16 protein-coding genes are annotated in these 21,157 nt (G+C 65.0%); 9 read left to right on the forward strand and 7 right to left on the reverse strand.

Going from position 1 to position 21,157, the window contains the following annotated elements:
• Positions 1 to 3: 3 nt before the first annotated feature.
• The 3 genes from feoB to ACYQ00_RS05050 all read right to left on the reverse strand — a co-directional run bounded on the left by feoB (position 4) and on the right by ACYQ00_RS05050 (position 2,806).
• Complete coding sequence (gene feoB, locus ACYQ00_RS05040; RefSeq protein WP_460031073.1) at positions 4 to 2,118, reverse strand: ferrous iron transport protein B; 2,115 nt, start codon at positions 2,116 to 2,118, stop codon at positions 4 to 6.
• 4 nt (positions 2,119 to 2,122) lie between these two features.
• Complete coding sequence (locus tag ACYQ00_RS05045) at positions 2,123 to 2,362, reverse strand: FeoA family protein (protein WP_460031074.1); 240 nt, start codon at positions 2,360 to 2,362, stop codon at positions 2,123 to 2,125.
• A 105-nt stretch (positions 2,363 to 2,467) separates the two neighbouring features.
• Positions 2,468 to 2,806 carry a ferrous iron transport protein A gene (locus ACYQ00_RS05050; RefSeq protein WP_460031329.1) on the reverse strand — a complete coding sequence of 113 codons (339 nt, stop codon included), beginning with the start codon at positions 2,804 to 2,806 and terminating at the stop codon, positions 2,468 to 2,470.
• On the opposite strand from ACYQ00_RS05050, the gene ACYQ00_RS05055 reads away from it, so the two are divergent.
• The 4 genes from ACYQ00_RS05055 (at position 2,739) to ACYQ00_RS05070 (ending at position 5,282) form a co-directional block, all read left to right on the forward strand.
• A complete protein-coding gene (locus ACYQ00_RS05055) occupies positions 2,739 to 2,882 on the forward strand; it encodes a hypothetical protein (protein ID WP_460031338.1) in 144 nt (47 codons plus the stop codon). The genes ACYQ00_RS05050 and ACYQ00_RS05055 overlap by 68 nt on opposite strands.
• A 230-nt stretch (positions 2,883 to 3,112) precedes the next feature.
• Positions 3,113 to 3,769: a cobalt transporter CbiM gene (cbiM, locus tag ACYQ00_RS05060; RefSeq protein WP_460031075.1), complete on the forward strand. Its 657-nt coding sequence runs from the start codon at positions 3,113 to 3,115 to the stop codon at positions 3,767 to 3,769.
• Positions 3,769 to 4,410, forward strand: a complete 642-nt coding sequence (locus tag ACYQ00_RS05065; RefSeq protein WP_460031076.1) for a cobalamin biosynthesis protein CbiL — start codon at positions 3,769 to 3,771, stop codon at positions 4,408 to 4,410. The genes cbiM and ACYQ00_RS05065 overlap by 1 nt, the downstream gene beginning before the upstream one ends.
• A gap of 83 nt (positions 4,411 to 4,493) precedes the next feature.
• Positions 4,494 to 5,282 carry a DUF4198 domain-containing protein gene (locus ACYQ00_RS05070; RefSeq protein ID WP_460031077.1) on the forward strand — a complete coding sequence of 263 codons (789 nt, stop codon included), beginning with the start codon at positions 4,494 to 4,496 and terminating at the stop codon, positions 5,280 to 5,282.
• An 81-nt stretch (positions 5,283 to 5,363) separates the two neighbouring features.
• Here ACYQ00_RS05070 and ACYQ00_RS05075 read toward each other — a convergent pair whose 3' ends face one another.
• Positions 5,364 to 5,888, reverse strand: a complete 525-nt coding sequence (locus ACYQ00_RS05075; RefSeq protein WP_460031078.1) for a hypothetical protein — start codon at positions 5,886 to 5,888, stop codon at positions 5,364 to 5,366.
• A 224-nt stretch (positions 5,889 to 6,112) separates the two neighbouring features.
• Here ACYQ00_RS05075 and ACYQ00_RS05080 point away from each other — a divergent pair, with 224 nt between their 5' ends.
• Positions 6,113 to 6,442, forward strand: a complete 330-nt coding sequence (locus ACYQ00_RS05080) for an FmdB family zinc ribbon protein (protein ID WP_460031079.1) — start codon at positions 6,113 to 6,115, stop codon at positions 6,440 to 6,442.
• A gap of 142 nt (positions 6,443 to 6,584) precedes the next feature.
• On the opposite strand, the gene ACYQ00_RS05085 is transcribed toward ACYQ00_RS05080, so the two are convergent.
• Positions 6,585 to 7,028 carry a cereblon family protein gene (locus ACYQ00_RS05085; protein ID WP_460031080.1) on the reverse strand — a complete coding sequence of 148 codons (444 nt, stop codon included), beginning with the start codon at positions 7,026 to 7,028 and terminating at the stop codon, positions 6,585 to 6,587.
• Positions 7,029 to 7,173: 145 nt separating this feature from the next.
• Here ACYQ00_RS05085 and ACYQ00_RS05090 point away from each other — a divergent pair, with 145 nt between their 5' ends.
• Together ACYQ00_RS05090 and ACYQ00_RS05095 are read left to right on the forward strand one after the other, a co-directional pair.
• Positions 7,174 to 10,485: a response regulator gene (locus ACYQ00_RS05090; protein WP_460031081.1), complete on the forward strand. Its 3,312-nt coding sequence runs from the start codon at positions 7,174 to 7,176 to the stop codon at positions 10,483 to 10,485.
• A gap of 18 nt (positions 10,486 to 10,503) precedes the next feature.
• Positions 10,504 to 11,628: a response regulator gene (locus ACYQ00_RS05095; RefSeq protein ID WP_460031082.1), complete on the forward strand. Its 1,125-nt coding sequence runs from the start codon at positions 10,504 to 10,506 to the stop codon at positions 11,626 to 11,628.
• Positions 11,629 to 11,652: 24 nt separating this feature from the next.
• On the opposite strand, the gene ACYQ00_RS05100 is transcribed toward ACYQ00_RS05095, so the two are convergent.
• Both ACYQ00_RS05100 and ACYQ00_RS05105 read right to left on the reverse strand, forming a co-directional pair.
• A complete protein-coding gene (locus tag ACYQ00_RS05100; RefSeq protein WP_460031083.1) occupies positions 11,653 to 15,600 on the reverse strand; it encodes an ATP-binding protein in 3,948 nt (1,315 codons plus the stop codon).
• Positions 15,601 to 15,784: 184 nt separating this feature from the next.
• Positions 15,785 to 17,140, reverse strand: coding sequence for a 4Fe-4S binding protein (locus ACYQ00_RS05105; protein WP_460031084.1), 1,356 nt, complete (start codon positions 17,138 to 17,140; stop codon positions 15,785 to 15,787).
• 104 nt (positions 17,141 to 17,244) lie between these two features.
• On the opposite strand from ACYQ00_RS05105, the gene ACYQ00_RS05110 reads away from it, so the two are divergent.
• Together ACYQ00_RS05110 and ACYQ00_RS05115 are read left to right on the forward strand one after the other, a co-directional pair.
• The gene (locus ACYQ00_RS05110; RefSeq protein ID WP_460031085.1) at positions 17,245 to 19,368 is read left to right on the forward strand and encodes a molybdopterin-containing oxidoreductase family protein; all 2,124 of its coding nucleotides are present in this window, start codon (positions 17,245 to 17,247) and stop codon (positions 19,366 to 19,368) included.
• Between the two features lie 220 nt (positions 19,369 to 19,588).
• Positions 19,589 to 21,073 (forward strand): OmpA family protein, encoded by a 1,485-nt coding sequence (locus ACYQ00_RS05115; protein ID WP_460031086.1) that lies wholly within the window; start codon positions 19,589 to 19,591, stop codon positions 21,071 to 21,073.
• Positions 21,074 to 21,157 lie beyond the last annotated feature (84 nt).

The raw sequence follows: 21,157 nt of genomic DNA on the forward strand, positions 1-21,157 counted from the left end.
GGGTCAGGCCAGCCTGGACAATGCCTGGAACACGGCCACAGCCAGCACATAGGCAGTCACCGTGCTATAGACTGTTGAGAAAACAGCCCATTTCCAGTTACTCTCCCGCCAGATGGTCACCACGGTCACGAAGCAGGGAGCATAGATCAGCACAAAGAGCATCAGCGAGATGGCCGCAGCCAGGGTGAAATTCGGGTTGGCCGCCAGTTGTTCGGAAAGGCTGCCAGCATCCTCGGCATCCACCTCACCCAGGGAATACGCCGTACCCAGGGTGGACACGATGACTTCCTTGGCTGCAAAACCGCCCACCAGGGCAATGTTCGTCCGCCAGTCAAACCCGGCCAGGGAGGAAAGAGGCTCCAGGGCCTTGCCGATACGGCCAGCTGCGGAATATTCCAGCGAGGCCTCGGCCAGGGCGGCTTCGTCCGTGATGGCGGCAGCCTGGTCTTCGGGCAGGGAAGGATAGGTCATGGCCGCCCAGATCAGGATGGAGATGGCCAGAATCACCGTCCCGGCTTTCTTGATGTACTGCCAGGTCCGCTCCCAGGTATGAATCAACAGCCCGCGCAAGGTGGGGAACCGGTATGGCGGCAGTTCCATGACAAAGGGCGTCGCCTCCCCGCGTATCACCGTCCACCGGAGAATGCGGGCGCCCACAAGCGCCATGACCCAGCCCATGAGCGTGAGCCCGAACATGCCCACGGCCTGAAAATCGGGCATGACCACTCCGGTAATCAGAATGAATACCGGCAGTTTGGCCCCGCAGGTCATGAAGGGGGCGGTAAGGATGGTGGCCAGACGTTCCTTGGGGCTGCGCAAGGTGCGCGCGGCCATCACGCCCGGCACGGCGCAACCACCGCCCACACCGCCGGAAATGATCAGCGGCATCACGGAGCTGCCATGCAGGCCAAACACGCGGAACACCCGGTCCAGCATGTAAGCCACGCGGGCCATGTAGCCCGTGTCTTCCAGGAAGGCCAGGAGGAAGAACATGATCATGATCAGCGGTACGAAGGAAAAGACCCCGCCCACGCCGTCGATAATCCCGGACACGATCAGGGAGCGCAGCATGCCATCTGGCAAGGCCTCGCTGGCCGTGTCAGACAGCCAGCCGAAGATCTCCTCCATCCAGCCCATGGGCGTTTCCCCAAGGGTGAACACCGCGTGATACAACGCCAGCAGGGTCGCAAGCATCAGCACCGGGCCGAGCAGACGCTGGGTCAGCACGCGGTCCAGCTTTTCGGAAAAGGCGCGACGCTCCTCGGCCTGCTCGCGCTGCAGCACGCCCTTGCGCATGAGCGCGGCGATGAAGCCATAGCGGTAGTCGGCAATGATGGCTTCGGGGTCCACTTCCAGGGTGTTACGGCAGTGGGCCGCCGTCTTGGCGGCAATCTCTTCCAGTCTGGCGCTCACGGCTCCGGCCTGGCGCCCCTGCTCCAGAATGGCGCTGTCTTCCTCAAGATACTTCAAGGCCAGCCAGCGGGAGGGGTACCGGTCGGTCATGAAATGATGCTGCTCGATGAGCTGCTCCATGGCGGTCAGGGCCTCATCGAGATCCGGACCGTAGGAAATGTGCAGCGCGGGGCGGCGCACCGGGGTATCCAGCCGGGCTGCCATCAGCTCCATCAACTCATGCACCCCTTTGCCCCGTTTGGCCACCAGGGGCAGCACGGGCACATCCAGCAGCTCGCTCAGCCGGCGCATGTTGATGCGCATGCCCTGGGCCTCGGCCTCGTCCATCATGTTCAGGGCCAGCACCACCGGGGCGCCCAGCTCCAGGAGCTGCAGGGCCAGATACAGATTGCGCTCAAGGCAGGAGGCGTTGAGGACGTCCACCACCACGCGGGGCTGCTCCGTCACGAGCACCTCGCGGGCCACGAGCTCCTCCGGGGAATACGCGGAGAGCGAGTAGGCGCCCGGCAGGTCCAGCACGCGGATATCGCGCCCTTCAAGCACGGCCACGCCTTCTTTGCGTTCCACGGTGATGCCGGGGTAGTTGCCCACATGCTGGCGGGCCCCAGTGAGGGCGTTGAACAGCGTGGTTTTGCCCGCATTGGGGTTGCCGGCCAGCGCAACGATGGCCGCCCCCTGGGCATGCGATGCTGCAGTTGATGCCATACCCCTATTCCTCCACCTGGACCATGATGTGGTCCGCTTCGTTGTTACGCAGGCTGATGGTGGCGCCAAGCACCCGCAGCGCGACCGGATCGTACAGTGGTGCGCGGCCAGCCACGCTGATTTGCACCCCGGGAGACAGGCCCATGTCGCGAATACGGCGGCCCATCTCTCCCTTGGCCGTCACGCTGGCGATGACCGCCGGCTGATCCACCTGCAACGCCCGCAACGAAACCACTCGGGACATGGCCTGATCTCCTACCAAATAAGTATGAAGTTTGGGTACATAGGAATCATCGACGCAAGACCGGACAGAACGGTGCCGGGCAACCATGGCCTGCCGGCGAGCTGCCTACTCAGACCTGCCAGGGCGACCCCGGCCGTGAGGAGGCGGGTCGTGCGAGGACGGCGCGCGAGACTCTGAAGCATGCGCACCAGCTTCACGGCAGGAACACCGGCACTCGCATCCGCTGGTCGCACCGGAGGCAGTGGGGACGCCAGATGCGCCGCCCGCTTCGCCAGAGACAAGGCGCACCAGAATCTTGTCTGCCATGCCGTGCCCAATAGCCAGCGATCCGCCGCGTACGCACAGGCAACACTGCCCGCACCCGCAGGATTCCACAGTGGCCGTGGAACCGGGCGTCAGACCCAGCGCAAGCAACCGGCTGCGCATGGCCGGGCAATCCCCCACCCGCTCAATGCGGATGGTGGAGCCGGCCGGAGCCATGCTGAGGGACATCACGGCCGAGGCCGCAGTGGTTGCCTGAGGGTGTCGCATGGGTTGATTGAGTAGGCTTGATGAAAGTGATTGTCAAGTTCTATCTCATTGAATTTCCGCGCAACCCAGTTGCCGAACAGATGCTGCCACCGTTGCCGCACGGCCTGCCGCGGCTGTAATCACACGATTACAGCCATCGTGCCCTTTGCTGCACACGATCAGTTGACGCCTCCATCTCCAGGGCGTACAGCGGAACAATGCGTCGCAAGGAGAGCGGTCATGCATATTTCTGAGGGTGTCCTCGCGGTGGGCCCGCTGGCTGCCGGCTGGGCGGTTACCGCCATCGGCCTGGCGGTGGGGCTCAAACGGCTTGATGAAAAACAATTGGTGACAGCCAGCTTCCTGGCGGCGGCCTTTTTCGTGGCCTCGCTCATCCATGTGCCGCTGGGGCCGGGCAATGTGCATCTCGTGCTCAATGGCGTGCTGGCGGCGATGCTTGGCTGGTCGGTGTTTCCGGCCATCTTCGTCTCCCTGCTCCTGCAGGCCGTCCTGTTTCAGTACGGCGGGCTGACCATTCTGGGAGTGAACACGGCCACCATGTCGTTATCCGGGCTCCTGTGCTGGCTGCTGCTGCGGCCCTGGCTTGCCAAAGGCGGCCGGGCCCGTATGGTGGCGGCGTTCCTGATGGGCTTTGGCTCCGTGGGCGTGGCGGCCCTGCTCACGTCCCTGTGCCTGGCCCTGAGCGGCGAGGCGCTGGTGCCCACGGCGTCCCTGCTCCTGCTCGCCCACGTGCCGGTCATGTGCATCGAAGGCGCCATCACCGTGGCCGTGGTGCAGTTCCTGGCCCGGGTACAGCCGGAGTTGTTGCACCTCACCGCCCCCGGTCCCACGCCGGTCGTTGCGGCCCCACACCCCTCTGTCGCGGGGAGGTTGTGATGGGCCGCCTTTGCCTGATGGTTCTGATGCTCACGCTGTGCGCCCCCGTGCCTGCGTGGGCCCACCGCGTGAACGTCTTCGCCTGGGTACAGCAGGGCGAGGTGGTGGTGGAGGGGGGCTTCGCCCGGGGCAACCCCGCGCGCGGTGCGGCGGTGGAGGCCTTCATTCCCGGACAAGACACCCCGGTTTTTCGCGGAAACACGGACGACGAAGGCCTGCTCCGATTTGCGCTCCCCGAGGCAGCCATGGGGCATGGCCTGCGCATTGTGCTTTCCGCCGGCGAGGGCCACCGCAATGAATGGCTGCTCGCGGCCGAAGAACTGGCCGGGCAAGCGGTCTCCGCATCTGCTCCTGCGACTGACCCCGCGGCGGCTCCAGCCAGCGGCCCTGCGGCTTCAGATGTTCCCGCCCAGTCGGCGGTCCTTCCAGCCACTGGCCTGCCGACTGGCTTGGCGGAAGCGCAGCTGGAGCAGATGATTGCCGAGGCGGTCCGGCGGGAAGTCTCCCCCCTGCAACGGCAGATCGCCGAGTTGCAGCGCGAGCTGCTCCAGCCTGGGCCAAGCGTGCAGGATATCACCGCAGGCATTGGCTTTCTGTTTGGTCTGGCCGGTGTGGCCATGCTGGTCAAACGCAGGCGTTAATTTTTTTCCTCATTGCGGCACGAATTTAAATTTCGTATTTTTAAAAGAGCACCACTCCAAACATCAAGCACACAGGAGACGCCATGACCCCGCTCTTCCGCCCTGCTTCCATCACCCTGGCGCTGGCCATGTGTCTGCTGGCCGCCTCGCCGGCCCTGGCGCACTTTGGGATGGTCATCCCCTCCACCAATGCAGTGGATGAAAAAGCCAAGTCCGTGGATCTGACCCTGGCGTTTGCCCATCCCATGGAGATGGAGGGCATGAATCTGGTCAAGCCCAAGGCTTTCTTTGTGGTGGCGGATGACAAACAAACCGACCTGCTCCCCTCCCTCAAGGAAACCAAAGTGATGGACCACACGGCCTGGACCGCCAGCTATGCGGTTGCCCGGCCGGGCGTGTACACCTTCGTCATGGAGCCCACACCGTACTGGGAGCCGGCGGAAGACTGCTCCATTATCCATTACACCAAGACCATCGTCGCGGCCTTTGGCGAGGAAGAAGGCTGGGACAAGCCTGTGGGGCTGAAGACGGAAATCCTCCCCCTGACCCGGCCCTTTGGCAACTACGCGGGCTACAGCTTCACCGGCCAGGTGCTGGTGGATGGCAAGCCAGTGCCCAACGCCACGGTGGAGGTGGAGCTGTATAACGAAAAGAAGACGATCACCCCGCCCACGCCCTACCACGTCACGCATGTGGTGCAGGCGGACGCCAATGGCGTATTCACCTTTGCCTGCCCCAGGGGTGGCTGGTGGGGCTTTGCCGCGCTGACCGAGGCGGCCGAAACCCTGCCCGACCCCTCAGGCGCGCAAAAGCCTGTGGAACAGGGCGCGGTGCTGTGGATCAAGATGGACGAGTGGAAGACCAAGAAGTAGCCGGCCTGCGAGCGTCAAGACGGCAGCAAGACCGCATGAGGCGGCAAGGAGGGGCTTGAACGCGGGCATGCGCGCCGGGGTTCAGGCCCCATAGATTTTGGTCCGCCTTGCCTGCAGCACCCGCTGCGCCCGATGCCGGGCCCTGGCGCACAGCGGGGCGGCCAGCAGCACGCCGGCCTCGCCCTCTCTCCGCCAGCGCACGCAGCCCTGCTGCCCTTCAATTAGCTCGCCCCAATGGGCCACGGAGCAGGCGCCGAAGGTCAGCTTTTCCCCAACAGGGAGCAGGTCTGGCTGGCCCTGCTCCCCCCGAACCCGGAGCCGCAGGCCGGACACGCCCATGTCGAGAATTTCCGCCCGGAACATCTGGCCGGAGCCGGCCCAGATTTCGCAGCTGCAATCTCCTGCCGAAGTGGGGGCAAATCGCAGGGCGTGCCGGCGGTCCGGGGGAGTGGCCCCAGGTATCAGGCCGGGAATTTGGCCAGAACCGATGGCCGCCGGCTCTGCCTGCCCAGACGGCGCGGGAGCAGGCGTTGCAGGGCCGACCGAGGCAGTCTCTTCGGCGGTAGCCACACGGGAACGGGGCGACGCGAATTTGTGGAAATGCATGCTCAAGCCTCTGCGACTGTTGCCGTCATGCCATACGCGAAAAACACGCCCTGCGCATGCAGTATGCGCAAGCGTGGTCCCCAAAGTGCATCCCGAAACAGCCCCTCCCAAGGCAACTGACAGTTGCGCCTGGGCGGGAACTTTACTACGTAGCTTACACTATTCCGTCATCATTGCAAACCACCCTCCCGCCCGGCAGGGCGGGCCTGGCAAAAGAGTCGCACATGCCCAACTACGACTACGAACACATGGGGCAGTCGCCCTCGGCCACACCTTGTTCCCTTGGCCACATTTTTGAACAATTCCAGTCCATTCACGATGAACCACTGGCTGTATGCCCTATCTGCGGCGCCCCGGTACGCCGGCTGATCTCCAAACCCATGATCAATGTCCCCCGCTCGGATGCCGAAATCCGGGATGCGGGGTTCACCAAACTGGTGCGCCGTGATGACGGGGTATACGAAAATGTGACCGCCAGGGACGGCGAGTCCCGTTACGTGCACCGCGACAAGCCCGAAACCATGCCGGATCTCTCCCGCGTCATCAGTGATTGAACAAAAAGATGCAGCCCGGCCAGATACGAGTACGCATCAGGCCGGGCTGCATCTCTCAAGAGGCACGGTGGTTTGGAGGGGTGTGTGCGCGCCTGGGATGAGTAATACGATTTTATTTTTCGTATGTCAACAGTGGCATGAATTATTCAATCAGCCGATCCACAATCAGCCCGAAAAACTGCGTCGGCCCGGTGAACTTCCACCCCAGGTGTGCCCGGCACTGGCGGCACACGGATATCTGCCAGGAATATCGTGCAAACCAGGTGAACGCACTTGACGGCAGGCCAATCGCCGCGCATCCTTTTGCCATGGCAAAGCAGCGGATCTCGAAGACCAGCCCGGCGGGATTGCAGCACACATGCGCATGACGGCCCGAGACCTCCACAGCGGCGTCCCGGCTGGTGACTGGTGCGTTGCAGCGGCGGCAACGCAGGGGCTTTTCCTGAAAAAACGCGCTGCCCTGTCCTGTGGTGGGCCGCTGGCCGGCCTCGTCCCGTCCATCGCCCGGAGGGTCTTCGGGAATGCGCCAGGGCACGCCGGGGGGTGTTCGGGGAGGCCTGCACTGCGGCACCCAGCGGCACTTCATACAAACCCCCTTGTGGTTTTCCCCGTGATCATCTCGCGGTTGTCTGCAAGCAGTGACATCCTTGTCACACAGGGTGAGGTAAGCAGAACCGGCATGTCGGCGATGCGCCCCGCTGCTGCAGTTGCTCCCGACGGCAGGCGCCCAGTTGGCCAGACTTTGTAACACCAGCGAGCGATCCGCACCAGCCATGGCCACCCCTTCCAGCACGCCCTCTCCGACCCAAGCCCCCCCCTTGCAGGCCACCCCCGTCTTTTACGGGTCCATGGCCTTCAAACTGTTGTGGATTTCTGCTGTGCTGCTAAGTCTTTTCCTGGCCATGGTCTTTGGCTACGGGCACTTTCGGCTGCAGCACGAATTTGAACGGGAGCTGGCCGCCAATGCGGATGCGGCCATTGAGCGTCTGGCCCTGAGCCTGGGCACGCCGGTGTGGAACCTGGAGCAGAACACCGTCCTGGCCATCATGCGCGCTGAAATGCACGATCCCAGCATCGTCACCATCATCGTGCGCGATGGCCTCACCCAGAGCGTGTTCGCCGCCCTGGGCCGTTCCGATACCTGGGAGCCCATGCCCCTGGAGGCCATTCCCTCCCCTGGAAACAATCTCGTGGTCACGCGGGATCTGAACGCCCTGGGCCGTCCGCTGGGTTCGGTGGAAATCCGCTTCACCCCGTCCTTCGTGCAGAAAAAAGTCCAGCGCCAGTTGCTGGAGAATGCGGGGGGCATCATCTTTTCTGCCATCGTCATGATGGTCATGTATGTGCTGCTGCTCAAGCGCATCGTGCTCGACCCCGTGGCCCGCCTCACCGCGCTGACGGGCGCCATCCGCGCCGACCGGGACTACTCCCGCCGCGCCCCTGTGCGCCGGCTGGATGAAATCGGCTGCCTGTCCATGAGCGTCAATGCCATGCTCTCGGAAATCGAGGCCAGGGATATCACACTGCAAACCCACGCCCGGCAACTTGAGGAGCAGGTGGCCCAACGCACTGTGGCCCTGACGGACGCCAACACCCGCCTGCAGGCCAGTGTGGCTGCCCTGGAGCAGGCCGACAGCGCCAAGCGCGAGTTCCTGGCCAACATGAGCCACGAAATCCGCACCCCCATGAACGCCATCATCGGCATGAGCGATCTGCTCACCGGCACCGGGCTTACCTCCCGCCAGCGGGAGTATGTGCACTCCCTGCGCTCCTCAGCCCAGTCCCTGCTGGGGCTTCTGAACGACATCCTCGACTTTTCCAAGATCGAGGCAGGGATGCTGACCATTGAGCAGGCGCCCTTCCACTTGCGCGGCCTGCTGGATGACCTGGCGGACCTGTTCCGTGACCGCGTGGCGCATTCCAATGTGGAATTCGTCATTGATGTGCCGCTGGCCACCCCGGCCATGCTGGTGGGAGATGCCTTGCGCCTCAGGCAGGTCCTGACCAATCTGCTTTCCAACGCCTTCAAGTTCACCCAGAAGGGCGAAGTGCGCCTCACCGTGCGCTCGCAACCCCTGTTGGGCAACAAGGCCCAGCTGACCTTCATGGTGTCGGACACCGGCATTGGCATCGACCCCGCCAAGGTGGGCAGTCTCTTTGAGGCCTTTACCCAGGCGGACGGCTCCACCCAGCGCAAATACGGTGGCACAGGCCTGGGGCTGGCCATCTGCCGCAAGCTGGTGCAGCTCCTGGGCGGGGAGGATATCCGGGTGCAGACCTCGCCCGGCCAGGGGGCGACGTTTGCCTTTGATCTCACCCTGCCCCTGAGCCAGCAGGAAGTGTTGAACGCCTGGCATCTGCCCCAGTCCATGCAGGGCATGCGCGTGCTGCTGGTGGAAGACAACCCCCACAGCGCGCTGATGGTCGAGCGCATGCTTTCGCACCTGGGCATGCAGTCCGTCACCGTGGGCAGCGGCGAAGAGGCCCTGGAGCGCCTGCGCCCTGCCGGGCAGGACCGCCCTCCTGACCACTTCGGGGCCATCATCGTGGACTGGAAACTGCCCGGCATGGATGGCATCGAGACCATCCATCGCCTGCGGACCATCCCGGGCCTGCGCGATATCCCAGTGGTCATGGTCAGCGCCTTTGGCCGGGACCGGGAGGTCCGGCAGGCTCGCGAAGCCGGGGTGAACGGCTTTCTGTTCAAGCCGGTCAAGCAGTCCTCTCTCTACGAAACCCTGCTCTCCTTTTTTGGCGATGCCGAGCTGTACCCCTCCCGCACGCCATCCCAGCCCTTCGCGCCACCGCTTCCTGGCCGGGTGGTGCTGCTGGCAGAGGACAACCCCACCAACCAGCAGGTGGCCGTGGAGATGCTGGAACGGCTTGGCGCGCGGGTGGACGTGGCGGCCAATGGGCTGGAGGCTGTGCAAAGGGTGCAGGCCTACCACTATGACGCCGTGCTCATGGATGTGCAGATGCCCGTCATGGACGGCTACAGTGCCACCACGGCCATCCGGGAGTATCTGGCCGGAGCCCCCCTGCCCATCATCGCCATGACCGCCCACGCCATGCAGGGAGACCGGGAAAAATGCCTGGCCGCCGGGATGGATGACTACGTCACCAAACCTATCGATCAGGCCAGACTGGCCGATGTGCTGCACCGTTGGCTGCCATCGGATGACACGGCTGCCGCCTGGCCGGGAAATCTCCCGCCTGGCAGTTCCCCGCCGGACCGGGGAATGCCGGACGCCCGCCGGACCAGCCCTGCCGGCGCTGGAGAGGCACTGCCGCCACCAGCAGTTGGCACAGCCAGCCAGGTGGCCCCCACATTGTCTGACGATGGCCCGGCGCTGCCGGATCTGCCCGGTATTCAGTGCCAGGACGCGCTGGAGCGTCTGCAGTGCGGCTTGCAGGACTGGTTGCGCATGCTGCAGAATTTCTTTGCGGATAATGCCACCCTGCCCGCCACCCTGCGGGAGATGACAGACACCGCCTCACGCAGTGCCATGGCCGACATCGGACACTCCCTGGCAGGCGCGACCGGCAGCCTGGGCCTCACCTCCCTGGCCAAGGCCGCAAAAACCCTGGAGCACAGCGCGGAAGAAAAACCGCCGGCCAGTCCCGTGCAGGCGGACCTCGCGCTGGCCGGGCCGGTGGAGGACGTGCTGCAGGCTTTCGACGTTGCCAGGGAATCCTTCACCATCCTGCACGCCCGCCACGGCGCCAGCCCGGCCGCGCCAGTCCAGCCCCCAGCGCCATCCGAGTGCCCGCGCACGACACTCTGTTCCCTGGAAGACGCCGGACGCATGTGCCAGGCCCTGGAGGCCCTGGTGGAGGCAACCCTGGCCTTCGATCCCATCCGCGCCGCCGCAGCCATGGAGCGCATGCCCCATCTGGAGCTGGAAACCGGGCTCCGCTCACGTCTGCAGGCGCTTGGCAGGCATGTTGCTGCCTATGATTTTGACGCAGCCCGACAGCTCGCAACCGGCCTGCTGCAGGAGTTGCGCCCTGTGTCGCAACTTCAGCACGCCACGCCGGATTAACCGCAGGACAACACGGCCATGGAAGATCTTTCCCAATGCAGACTGCTGTTGGTGGACGACACCAAGACCAACATCGACCTGCTTGTGGCTGCGCTCATGGGAGAATACACGCTCTCCGTGGCCCTCAACGGGCCAAGCGCTCTGAACATTGCCAAAAAGCTCACCCCTGACCTCATCCTGCTGGACGTGATGATGCCGGAGATGGACGGCTTCACCGTCTGCCAGCAGCTCAAGGCCGATACAGCCACCAGCGATATCCCGGTGATCTTCCTCACGGCCATGGATGATCCGGACATGAAGACCCGCGGCTTTCAGTTCGGCGCGGTGGATTATATCACCAAGCCGTTTCACGCAGCCGAGGTCAAGGCGCGGGTACGCAACCACCTCTCCCTGCTGCTGGCCCGCCGCGCGCTTTCCCGGCAGAATTCCGAGCTGGAGCACCGCGTGCGGGAACGCACCAGGGAGCTGGAGCACAACTACCGCGATACCCTGCTCCGTCTGGGCATGGCCGCGGAATACCGGGATAACGACACGGGCCAGCACATCCGGCGCATCCGGGAGTTCACGTCCCTGCTGGCGCGCAAAAGCGGCTGCTCGCCCAAGGAAGCCGAGGACATGGGCCTGGCCGCCACCATGCATGACATCGGCAAGATCGGCATCCCGGACGCCATCCTCCTCAAACCGGGCAAACTTGATGCAGCAGAGTGGAAAATCATGCAAACCCACTCCCGCATCGGCGCGGACATTCTGGCCAGCAGCAACTCCCCGTTGCTGAACCTGTCGCCCACCATTGCCCTGACCCACCATGAACGCTGGGACGGTACGGGCTACCCGCAGGGACTGGCCGGCGAGTCCATCCCCCTGGCCGGGCGCATCGTGGGCCTGGTGGACGTGTTCGACGCGCTCACCTCGAACCGCCCCTACAAAGCAGCCTGGAGCGTGACCGAGGCAGCAGCCGCCATCCGCAAGGAACGCGGTTCCCACTTTGACCCGGCCCTGGTGGATCTGTTTGTGGAGCATTTCCAGGAAGTGCTGGAAATTTTCGAGCGCCTGCGCGAAGGCGCGCCGGAGAACGGTTGCCGGGGAGTGGACTGCGAACTGCTTGATGCATTCCGCGCCCGCATGAACTCCGAAGACGCCTGATCCCCCCTGGAACGCACCCGGAGGTTACGACGGCCTGCGGGAACGGACCCGTTGCAACACCTCCGCAAAAAGCTCCCAATCCACGGGCTTGGCGATGTAGTCGTCCATCCCCGCGTCCAGGAACCGCTCCCGGTCTCCCAACATGGCGTATGCGGTCATGGCGATGATCGGAATACGGGTTTTTTCGCCCAGCCCCGGATGCTGGCGGATGGCTTTGGTGGCCGCCAGGCCATTCATCACCGGCATCTGGATGTCCATGAGCACCACGTCGAACTCGTGCGCCTCCACCATGCGCACGGCCTGCGCGCCATCGGGCACTTCCATCACCTCGTACCCCATGCGCTCCAGCATCATCCTGGTGGCCATGCGGTTCACCTCGTCGTCCTCCACCAGCAGAAAGCGCAGCCGCCCCGCCCCCTGCCGCCCCAGCCGCAATGGCCCGGCAGGGGATAGTGCGGCTGCTGGCAGCATGGTTTCCTGCGGCGTGGCTCCAGGTGTGTCCAGTGGTGTGTCCAGTGGTGTGTCCAGTGGTGTGTCCAGTGGTGTGTCCAGTGGCGTGACCGCAATCAGCGGCACGCTCAAATAGGCCGTGGTGCCCACGCCCTTCTCGCTTTCCAGGGCCAGCTCCCCCCCCAGCAGGCGCACCAGCTTGCGCGCAATGGACAAGCCCAGCCCCGCCCCCTGGAATCTGCGCGAGTATGAGCCCTCCCCCTGCACAAAGGGCTCGAAAATCACCTTGAACTGCGCATCGCTGATGCCAATGCCCGTATCCCGCACCATGAACAGAAGCCGGAGTCGTTCCTCCCTGGCGTAGGGCAGGAGGGAGACATCCAGCCGGACCCAGCCCTGGTCCGTAAACTTCATGGCATTGCCCACCAGATTGATGAGGATCTGCATCAAATGCGGCTCATCCCCCAGCAGCACCGCGGGGATGCGTGGGTCAAAGGTGCATTCGAAGTGGATGGATTTCTCCCTGGCTGCGGGACCAAACAAATCCTGCAGGGCCTCCTGCATGTTGACCACGCTGAATTCCGTTACCGTCAGCTGCTCCTTGCCGGCCTCAATGCGCGAGAGGTCCAGCAGATCGGCCAGCAACCGCAGCAGCCGCCGGGCGGCCTTGAGTGCGGCGCTCTGGTACTGCCGCTGCTCCTGCGTCAGCGAGGTGGTGGCCAGCAGCTGCAGCATGCCCATGACGCCATTGAGCGGGGTGCGAATCTCATGACTCATGTTGGCCAGAAACTGACTTTTGGCCAGGTTCGCCGCCTCTGCAGCTTCCTTGGCATGCCGCAGCTCCAACTCCGCAAGCTTGCGGTCGGTGATGTCCTGCATGGCCCCGCGCACCAGGATGCACCGCCCATCCTCGAATACCGGTGCGCCGATGGTCCGCACCCATTTGCGGGCCCCTTTGTCCGAATGGAGCTCCAGTTCCAGGTCATACGTTCTGCCATGGCTGACCGCCTCGCGTATTGCGTTATTGATGCGCGCCAGGTGCTCCCCCTGATAGCAGGACAAGCCCAGTTCCATGTTTGGAGCAAGGGCCGGGTCCAGATCGTGGATGTGGGCCACTTCCTCGGTCCAGAAGCCCTGGCCGGTGGCCGGGTCGAACTCCCACCCGCCCAGCCTGGCCATGCGGCCCATCTCTGCCAGCATGTTTTCCTGCCGGCGCAAGGTCCGCTCGGTGCGCTTGATGGCCGTAATGTCCTCGCTGAAGATGACCACCCCACCCACCTCGGCGGCGGTTTTGTACCAGGGACGCACTTCCCAGCGCAGCCACTGCGTACGGCCCCCCTGGCGCTCGAACGCATCCTCATTGGAGCGGATCACCTCGCCGGCCATGGCGCGGCGGTGCACCTCCTTCCAGCGGGCCGGCATCTCGGGAAAGATTTCGTAATGGCTTTTGCCGATGATGGGAGTATCACCCAGGCCGTAATCCGCCAGCCACCGGTCGCTCACGGCCAGATAGCGCATCTGCGTATCAAACAGGGCAATGGCCGCCGGCGCATGCTGCCGGAACAGCCGCAGCACGTTTTCCTGCTCGTGCAGGGCGGCCTCGGCCCGTTTGCGCTCGGTGATGTCCGTGACAATGGCCGAACGACCCACCACCTGCCCCCGGCTGTCCCGCAAGGGTGTGAAGGACGCCAGAATGTCGATACGTTCGCCGGTTTTGGTCTGGCGCACGGTTTCGTAATGGCGGATCCGCTCTCCCCGGCTCAGGCGCGCCACCACCTCCCTGTCGGCTTCCTGGATATCCGGCGGGATGAGCCGATTGATGGATTGGCCGAGCATTTCCTCGGCCGTGTAGCCAAACATCCGCTCCGCGCCAGGGTTCCAGGAGGTGACGATTCCCTCCTGCGTGGCGCCCACGATGGCGTCATCCGTGGTGGTCACAATCTCCATCATGCGCGCCTGGGCCTCACGGGCCTTGAACACCTCTTCAATCACCGCCTCCACGCGGGCCAGGAGTTCGCCCATGGAGAAGGGCTTGGTCAGAATGTCGCGCACCCCCTCGCGCAGCAGGCGTTCGCGCAGGGAGTCGTCCCCTCGGGCGGTCAGCATGAGCACGGGCACGTTGGCCGTGTCCTGATGCTGGCGCAGGCGCCGGACCATTTCGTCGCCAGCCAGGCCTGGCATCATCAGGTCGGAAATGATGAAGTCCGGCCGGAGCTCCAGCGCCATGGCCAGCCCCTGCTCGCCGTCCAGGGCCGAGGCCACCCGGCAGCGTCCTTCCAGGGCCGAGACGAGAAAAGCGTTCATGTCCCGGTTGTCTTCCACCACCAGGGCCAGGGGCGCATCCGCCGGCGGCACTGCCCTGGCCTGGCCGATAGCCGGCGCGGGCGCCAACTCCGACGGGGTGTTTGGCAACCAGCAGTCAAGATCCTGGGGGTGCGCGGAAGAGGGCGCTGCACAGGGCGTTCCCGGAGGGGCGGCCAGCGGGAGCGTCACCCGGAACAGCGCCCCGCCACCCGCCGGTTCCAGCAACCGGACATCGCCGCCATGCAATCTGGCAAATTCCCTGACAATGGCCAGGCCCAACCCCGTGCCGCCCTGCCGGCGGTCCGCCGGATCCAAATGCTGCCGGAATGGCTCAAACACGGCCTCGCGCAGAGTCTCGGGCACGCCGGGGCCGTTGTCCTGCACCGTGATCACGACCATGGCCTCTTCCTGCTCCAGACGGAGCGCCACCGTCCCGCCTTCGGGAGTGAATTTGAAGGCGTTGGACAGCAGATTCAGCAGGATGCGCTCCACTTTCTCCGCATCCACCTGCGCTGGCAGATATTCCGGAGAATGCACGGAAAAGACGAGCTGCCGCCCCTCGGCGTACGATTCGAAATGCGCGGCCAGCAGCCGGATCATCTCGGCCAGATCCTGCTGTGAATACCGCAAGGACATCTCCATGGCTTCCAGCTTGGAGACGTCCAGCAGATCGGTGACATGCCGCTGCAACAGCCGGGCGTTGCGCTCCACCAGCCTGAGCGCCCGCCGTGTGGCGGGGTCCAGCGCGTTCGAGGCCAGACAGGCCCGGACCGGCCCCAGGATGAGCGTGAGCGGCGTGCGCAGCTCATGGCTCACGGTGGCGAAGAAATGCGTCTTGAGGGAATCCAGCTCTTTGGACTGTTCATAGAGCCGGGAAATGACTTCGTTGGCTTTGCGGCTCTCCTCCAGCGCCAGAGCCTGGGCCTGCCGGGCCTTGTCCAGCCGATCCTGAAAGCTGGAAAGCACACACCCCATGGCGGCAAACAGCAAGGCGGAATACAGGCTGGACAGGTTCTCCAGCCGGAAGGATCCTTCCTCCGGCACAAAGTAATAGAGGCACAGCAAAATCGAGGTGGCTGTGGCTCCCAGCCCGCCCCAGAGCCCGCCTATGCGGGCGCTGATCAACACGGATGGATAGAACAACAGCCAGGCGAAAGGGCGCAGCTGGTCCCATACCAACGACTGGATCACCCCGGTCAGCACAGGCAATACCAGCATAGCAGCAAGCTGCTTGCCCAGGCCGATATTCGCCCTCGCCATATCCGTGTGCCCTCCCCCTGCAATGAACACGTCAAGCGCTGCCCCAGGCAATCCCCCTCAGACTGCAATAAAGGCAATACCCTGCATAGGCTCTGCAGAATACGTTATCTTTCCCTACTTGACCCGTCAACAGTTGATGGAATCATATTCTGGCCACCGCCAGAAACGTTGCGTGCAGCCCCACCACCAGCACCAGAAACAGCCGCCTCACCCAGGCGCCGGACAGGCCAGCATACCGGTATTCCATGGCCTCATGCCGGCAACCGGCAACGCAATCCCCGCACAGCGTGCAGGAAAGCCCGGGCCGGCCCTGGGCAATATCCAGGGGGGTGAGCGCGCCGTACCGGCAATGCCGGGCGCATCGGCCGCAGCGGGTGCAGTCCGCCGTCATGCGCACGCGCCAGGGGGTCAGGCGGCCCAGCAGATTGCCCACCAGCCCCATGGGGCAGACCGCCGTGCAGTGTACCATGCTTCCCAGCCGGGAGGACACCGCCAGCATGATCCCCACCCCGAACAACCCAAACCCGGCCGCCGCCCAGATGGCCCTTCCCCCTGGCACGCCCAAGGCCCGCAAGCCCAGCGCCCCACCCACCGTGAGGGCCAGGGCCAGACTCCGGCCCAGCCAGATCCAGCGGCCGGCGTTGCCCCGCGGGGCGCGTTGCCGGCGCGTGGCCAGATCGTCCCAGGCGCCAACATAACACAGATGGCTGCACCAGGCCGGCCCCACCAAGGCCACCGTGGCCAGAAAAAGCATGAGCATGAACAGCCCCTCGCCCCTGAAGAGCGGGCCGCCCAGAATCAGTGCCGGCACGGGCAGGTGCAGCGCGCCGGTCATCAAAAATGTGGTCCAGCCGGCCAGCCCCAGGAGCAACTGCCCGAAAAACACCGCTGAAAAGCCCGCCCAGAGCCAGGGCCGCGCGGCCTTGTGCCGTGCCGGATCAGCCAGCACCCCGGCCAGCCACCCGGCATAGCCGGCCATGGCCGCGAGCTGCGCCCAGCCCCAGCCAGGGAAAAACCGATCCACCAGCAGAACCGGGAACGGTGCCTTGGCCCTGGCGATGGCCAGCAGCACGGCCGTCAGCAAGGCTGCCCCGGCATGCAGGAACGCCGCCCCCTGCCCCTGCGCGTACCGCCGGCGTCCGGCCGGGCTGTGCAGCAGCGCCACCGCCAGGATCGACACAAATGTCACCCCGGCCATGATGGCCGCCAGCCGCTCCCACGGCCCGCCCATATGCAGGCGCAGGGCCACAAGCTGCGTCCCCGTCTGCGCCTGGACCACGGCGCTCCAGCCCAGCACCGCCGTGAGCACCCATCGCGCCCAGGCCCGCCGGCTCCAGGCCGGAACAAGGCACGCAAGCAGCGCCAGCGTCAGGCCGATCTCACCCATTCTGAGCGCATGCGCCGCAAACAACACCAGGGCCAGGGACGCGAGAAGAGGGATGATGGTCTGCATGGAGGGAGCATACACCCTGAACGGCAGCAGGTCTTTGATGTGCATCAACCCCCTGCCTCTGGCATCTCCCGAAAAACGCGCCTGACCCGGCTTCCTGTTTTTTCGTTCCCATGGCATGATTCCTGGCCACGCCAGCGCAAGGAGTCCGCATGCCCATCACCCAGCATCCCGGCATCTGCCGCAACTGCCACGGCGGCTGCGCCGTGACCCTGCACGTGCAGGGCGGACGTCTGCTGCGCGTCACGCCGCGCAAGGACTCGCCCTTCAACTGCGGCCGCATGTGCATCAAGGGCGTGGCCACGCCGGAGCTGGTGCATCACCCGGACCGCTTGCGCAGCCCCCTGCGCCGTATCGGACCGCGCGGCTCCGGGGTGTACGAACCCATCTCCTGGGACGAGGCCCTGGACGAAACCGCCGCCCGTCTGACGGCTTTGCGCGCCGCGCACGGCCCCGAGGCCCTGGCTGTGGCCCAGGGCACGGGCCGATACTACTATTTGCACGTCATGCGCTTTGCCAACAGCTTCGGCACACCCAACTGGTTCGAACCGGGCCTGGCCAACTGCTTCATTCCGCGCATCACCGTGTCCAACCTGACCTATGGCGGCTTTGTCACCGGGGACTATTATGGGGACATCCCGCCCCGGACCATCCTCTTCTGGGGGCACAATCCGTTGGTATCCGGGCCGGATGGGGAACTTTCCTTCCCCGTGGAGCGGGCCCTTGCCCAAGGAGCGTACGGGATTGCCGTGGATCCGCGCCGTTCGGAGACGGCCCGGCGCTGCCAGCTCTGGCTGCCCATCCACCCTGGCACCGACGCCGCCCTGGCCCTGGCCATGTGCCGGGAGATCATCGAGGCAAACATCTACGACGCTGACTTCGTGGCCCAGTGGACCCAGGGCTTCGACGCCCTGCGCGAACGCGTGGCTCCCTGCACCCTGGCCTGGGCCGAGCGGACCTGCGGCGTGCCCGCGGCGGACATCCGCGCTGCAGCCCACCGCTACGCCACGGCCAAACCCGGCATCCTCGACTGGGGCGTGGCCCTGGAGCAGACCCCGCACACCCTGCAGACCGTCCGGGCCATCGCCTGCCTGCGCGGGCTGACAGGCAATCTGGATACCCCCGGCGCGGACATCCTGGGCCTGCGGCTTATCAAACCCTACCCCGTCCGCAAGCAGGATCTCCCCGAAGGCGCGCTGGACAAACGCCTGGGAGCCAAGCAGTTCAGACTGTTGGGTGGCTTTCATGCCTTCATGCCCTCGGCCCACATCCCGGCCGTGGTCTCGGCCATGGAAACGGGAGAGCCCTACCCTGTGCGCGGCATGCTCATGATTGGCACCAACCCCCTGACCACCATCGCCAATCCACGCCGTCTGCGCCAGGCCATGCTCGGGCTGGACACGATCATTTCGGTGGAACTGTTCATGACCCCCTCCGCCGCCCTGGCCGACATCATCCTGCCCGGGGCCATGTGGCCGGAAATCGACCAGCTGGTGGAGCTGCCGTTTGTGGCCGGCAATGCCGTCTTTGCCCAGCGCCGGGCATTGCAGATCCCGGACTGCCGGCAGGTGGAGCAGATTCTCATCGATCTGGCCCGTCGCCTGGATCTTCCTGGCGCGGAAGAGGAGTTGGAATGCCTCTTTGACCAGCAACTTGCGCCAACCGGCCTCAGTTTTGAGGCCCTGGCCCGGCAATTCGCCCTGCGGCCGCCCTTCCTCTATGAGAAATATAAGGAAAAAGGGTTCCGCACCCGCTCGCGCAAGGTGGAATTTTCCTGCCAGACCCTGGCCCGCCTGGGCTATGACCCTCTGCCCTTCCCCGCCGAACCGCCGGAGAGCCCGGCTTCCCGGCCCGATCTGGCCGCCGGGTTCCCCTACCGGCTCATCACCGGCGCGCGCCGGCGGGAGTTTTTCTGCAGCGAGCAGCGTCAGTCCCCGCTGCTGCGGGGCCGGCGGCCGCATCCGCAGGCCGAACTGCATCCCGAGATCGCCTCCCGCGAAGGCATCGCCGACGGGGACTGGATCGAGGTCTGCTCCCCGCGGGGTACTGCCCGGTTCAAGGCCAAAGTCACGCCTGATATCCGTTCGGACGTGGTCAGCGTGGACCACGGCTGGTGGTTCCCCGAGCGCACCGAACCGGACCGCGGCGTCTTCGAAAGCAACGCCAACTGCCTGACCAGCGATGCCCCGCCCTACGATCCGGCCTTCGGCTCCTACCAGCTGCGCGGCCTGCTTTGCGCCGTGCGCCCGGCGAAAAACACCCCGGCAGCCCCCTGAACACCTTCAGTCCGGCTTAATTTTTCTTCAGCTTCATTTTCCCTTGGAATCATACTCTATTTCCCCTCCAATGCTGTTTGAGGAGCCGTCATTTTTTTCCCAGGCCCTTGCACCAACGCCCAAGGTATGGTGAGTAGAAAACGCTGTCCTGCGGCATCCGTCCGGGCCTTCGATACCGGGCGGGTTGGGGAGGCAAGACGCAAGCAAGGGAGGTGGGACCATGCTTGGCCGGGTGTACCAAGGCTTGGGGGTTTCGGGCGAAGGCGGACGGTGGCGGACTCATGCGATACGCTGGCTGCCCATTGCGGGAATCTTGCTGGGAGTGCTGGCGCTGAGCGCCTGTGGCGCCATGCAGCGGCACCACGCCTTGCGACAGCAACGCAATAATGTTGCTGCCGGGACAGCAGGTTCCGCGGGCGCGGCGGCGTCCAGCCCTCTGCTCGCCTCCAGTCTGGCCCCCATCAAGGATGCCGATCTCGACGGCATCGCCGACACCATGGACCGTTGCCCCAACACCCCCAAGGGCCTGGCCGTGGACAGCCAGGGCTGCACCGTGCCGGTGTTCATCAAACTTACCTTCCAGTACGGTGACAACGAAACCACCCTGCCTGCCGCGGGCGAAGAGCGTCTGGCGGCCATTGCCGAACTGCTGCGCAGCAACCCGGACGCCCGCCTGCGGGTGGATGCCCATACTGACAACCGTGGCACTGACGAAAGCAATCTGGCCCTGTCCCAAGCACGGGCCCAGGCCATCCGGGAGGTACTGGAAGGCACCTACCGTGTCCCCGCCGGCCGCATCGTGGCCGAGGGACACGGCGCGTTCCAGCCGCTGGTCTCCAATGCCGCGCCCCAGGGGCAGGCCCGCAACCGCCGGGCGGAACTCGTCCTGACCGGCTCCTGGCACGCCTATGCCGGCGATGACCTGCCCGGCAGCATGCTGGCCCTGAAGTTCTCCGCCAACGGCGATGTGCTCACCCCGCAATCGCGCAAGTCCCTGGAGGCCATCGGCCGGTATCTGCGCAAGCATCCCGACGTCCAGGCCCGAGTTACGGCCAGACACGGCGACGAGGCCTCCCGGGCCGGGGCGCCCGCGCAACGCCTGGGCAAGCCCCAAGGCCAGGATCCTGTCCAGGCCCGCGCGGAAACCATCCAGGCCTATCTGGCCAGGCTCTACGGCGTGCCTCGCGATCAGCTGGCGGTGGAGTTTCTTGATCTGCCAGCCACCGCCACGCCCCGTACCCCCGCCGCATCCGTGCCAGCCGTAACTGGAACAGCAGCGACTGGGGCCTCCGCTTCGCCTGGCTCGCCGGCGTTCAAGGCCATCTGCTTCGAGACCTTGCAAACCGATGTGCAAGCCAATGTCCAGGCTGGCGGGCAGGCTGGGGCGCCCGGCGGCAACGAGGCTCTCAAGGCCATGGATTCCCTGGGGCGGATGCTTTCCGCCTCGCCGCATTTGCGCTGCATCCTGGCCGGCCACACCGATGACGTTGGCCCCGAAGAAGCCAACCTGCGCATCGCCCGCGAACGGGCCGAGAGCGTGCGCCAATACCTGCTCACCCATTATCAGCTTGCACCGGAACAACTGGAAGTACGCGCTTTTGGTGAATCCTCACCCCTGGCTTCCAACGAGACGGAAGAAGGCCGCCGCCAGAACCGGCGGGTGGAGTTTCAGGTGCTTGGCGGGCAGCCGGCGGCGGCGGAATAGTTCGAAAAAGAGATGGGCCGCAGGGGAGGAACACCTGCGGCCCAGAAGCACCTTTGGGGAAGGGGGAGCGGCAGAGAAGGATTC

Source organism: Megalodesulfovibrio paquesii, assembly GCF_054653055.1.

Coding starts and splice junctions, on each gene's coding strand:
- ACYQ00_RS05080 (WP_460031079.1), top strand. CDS start 6,113: ATGCCCAACTACGACTACGAACACATGGGGCAGTCGCCCTCGGCCACA.
- ACYQ00_RS05105 (WP_460031084.1), bottom strand. CDS start 17,140: ATGCACATCAAAGACCTGCTGCCGTTCAGGGTGTATGCTCCCTCCATG.
- ACYQ00_RS05085 (WP_460031080.1), bottom strand. CDS start 7,028: ATGAAGTGCCGCTGGGTGCCGCAGTGCAGGCCTCCCCGAACACCCCCC.
- ACYQ00_RS05075 (WP_460031078.1), bottom strand. CDS start 5,888: ATGCATTTCCACAAATTCGCGTCGCCCCGTTCCCGTGTGGCTACCGCC.
- ACYQ00_RS05115 (WP_460031086.1), top strand. CDS start 19,589: ATGCTTGGCCGGGTGTACCAAGGCTTGGGGGTTTCGGGCGAAGGCGGA.
- feoB (WP_460031073.1), bottom strand. CDS start 2,118: ATGGCATCAACTGCAGCATCGCATGCCCAGGGGGCGGCCATCGTTGCG.
- ACYQ00_RS05100 (WP_460031083.1), bottom strand. CDS start 15,600: ATGCTGGTATTGCCTGTGCTGACCGGGGTGATCCAGTCGTTGGTATGG.
- ACYQ00_RS05070 (WP_460031077.1), top strand. CDS start 4,494: ATGACCCCGCTCTTCCGCCCTGCTTCCATCACCCTGGCGCTGGCCATG.
- ACYQ00_RS05065 (WP_460031076.1), top strand. CDS start 3,769: ATGGGCCGCCTTTGCCTGATGGTTCTGATGCTCACGCTGTGCGCCCCC.
- cbiM (WP_460031075.1), top strand. CDS start 3,113: ATGCATATTTCTGAGGGTGTCCTCGCGGTGGGCCCGCTGGCTGCCGGC.
- ACYQ00_RS05045 (WP_460031074.1), bottom strand. CDS start 2,362: ATGTCCCGAGTGGTTTCGTTGCGGGCGTTGCAGGTGGATCAGCCGGCG.
- ACYQ00_RS05095 (WP_460031082.1), top strand. CDS start 10,504: ATGGAAGATCTTTCCCAATGCAGACTGCTGTTGGTGGACGACACCAAG.
- ACYQ00_RS05110 (WP_460031085.1), top strand. CDS start 17,245: ATGCCCATCACCCAGCATCCCGGCATCTGCCGCAACTGCCACGGCGGC.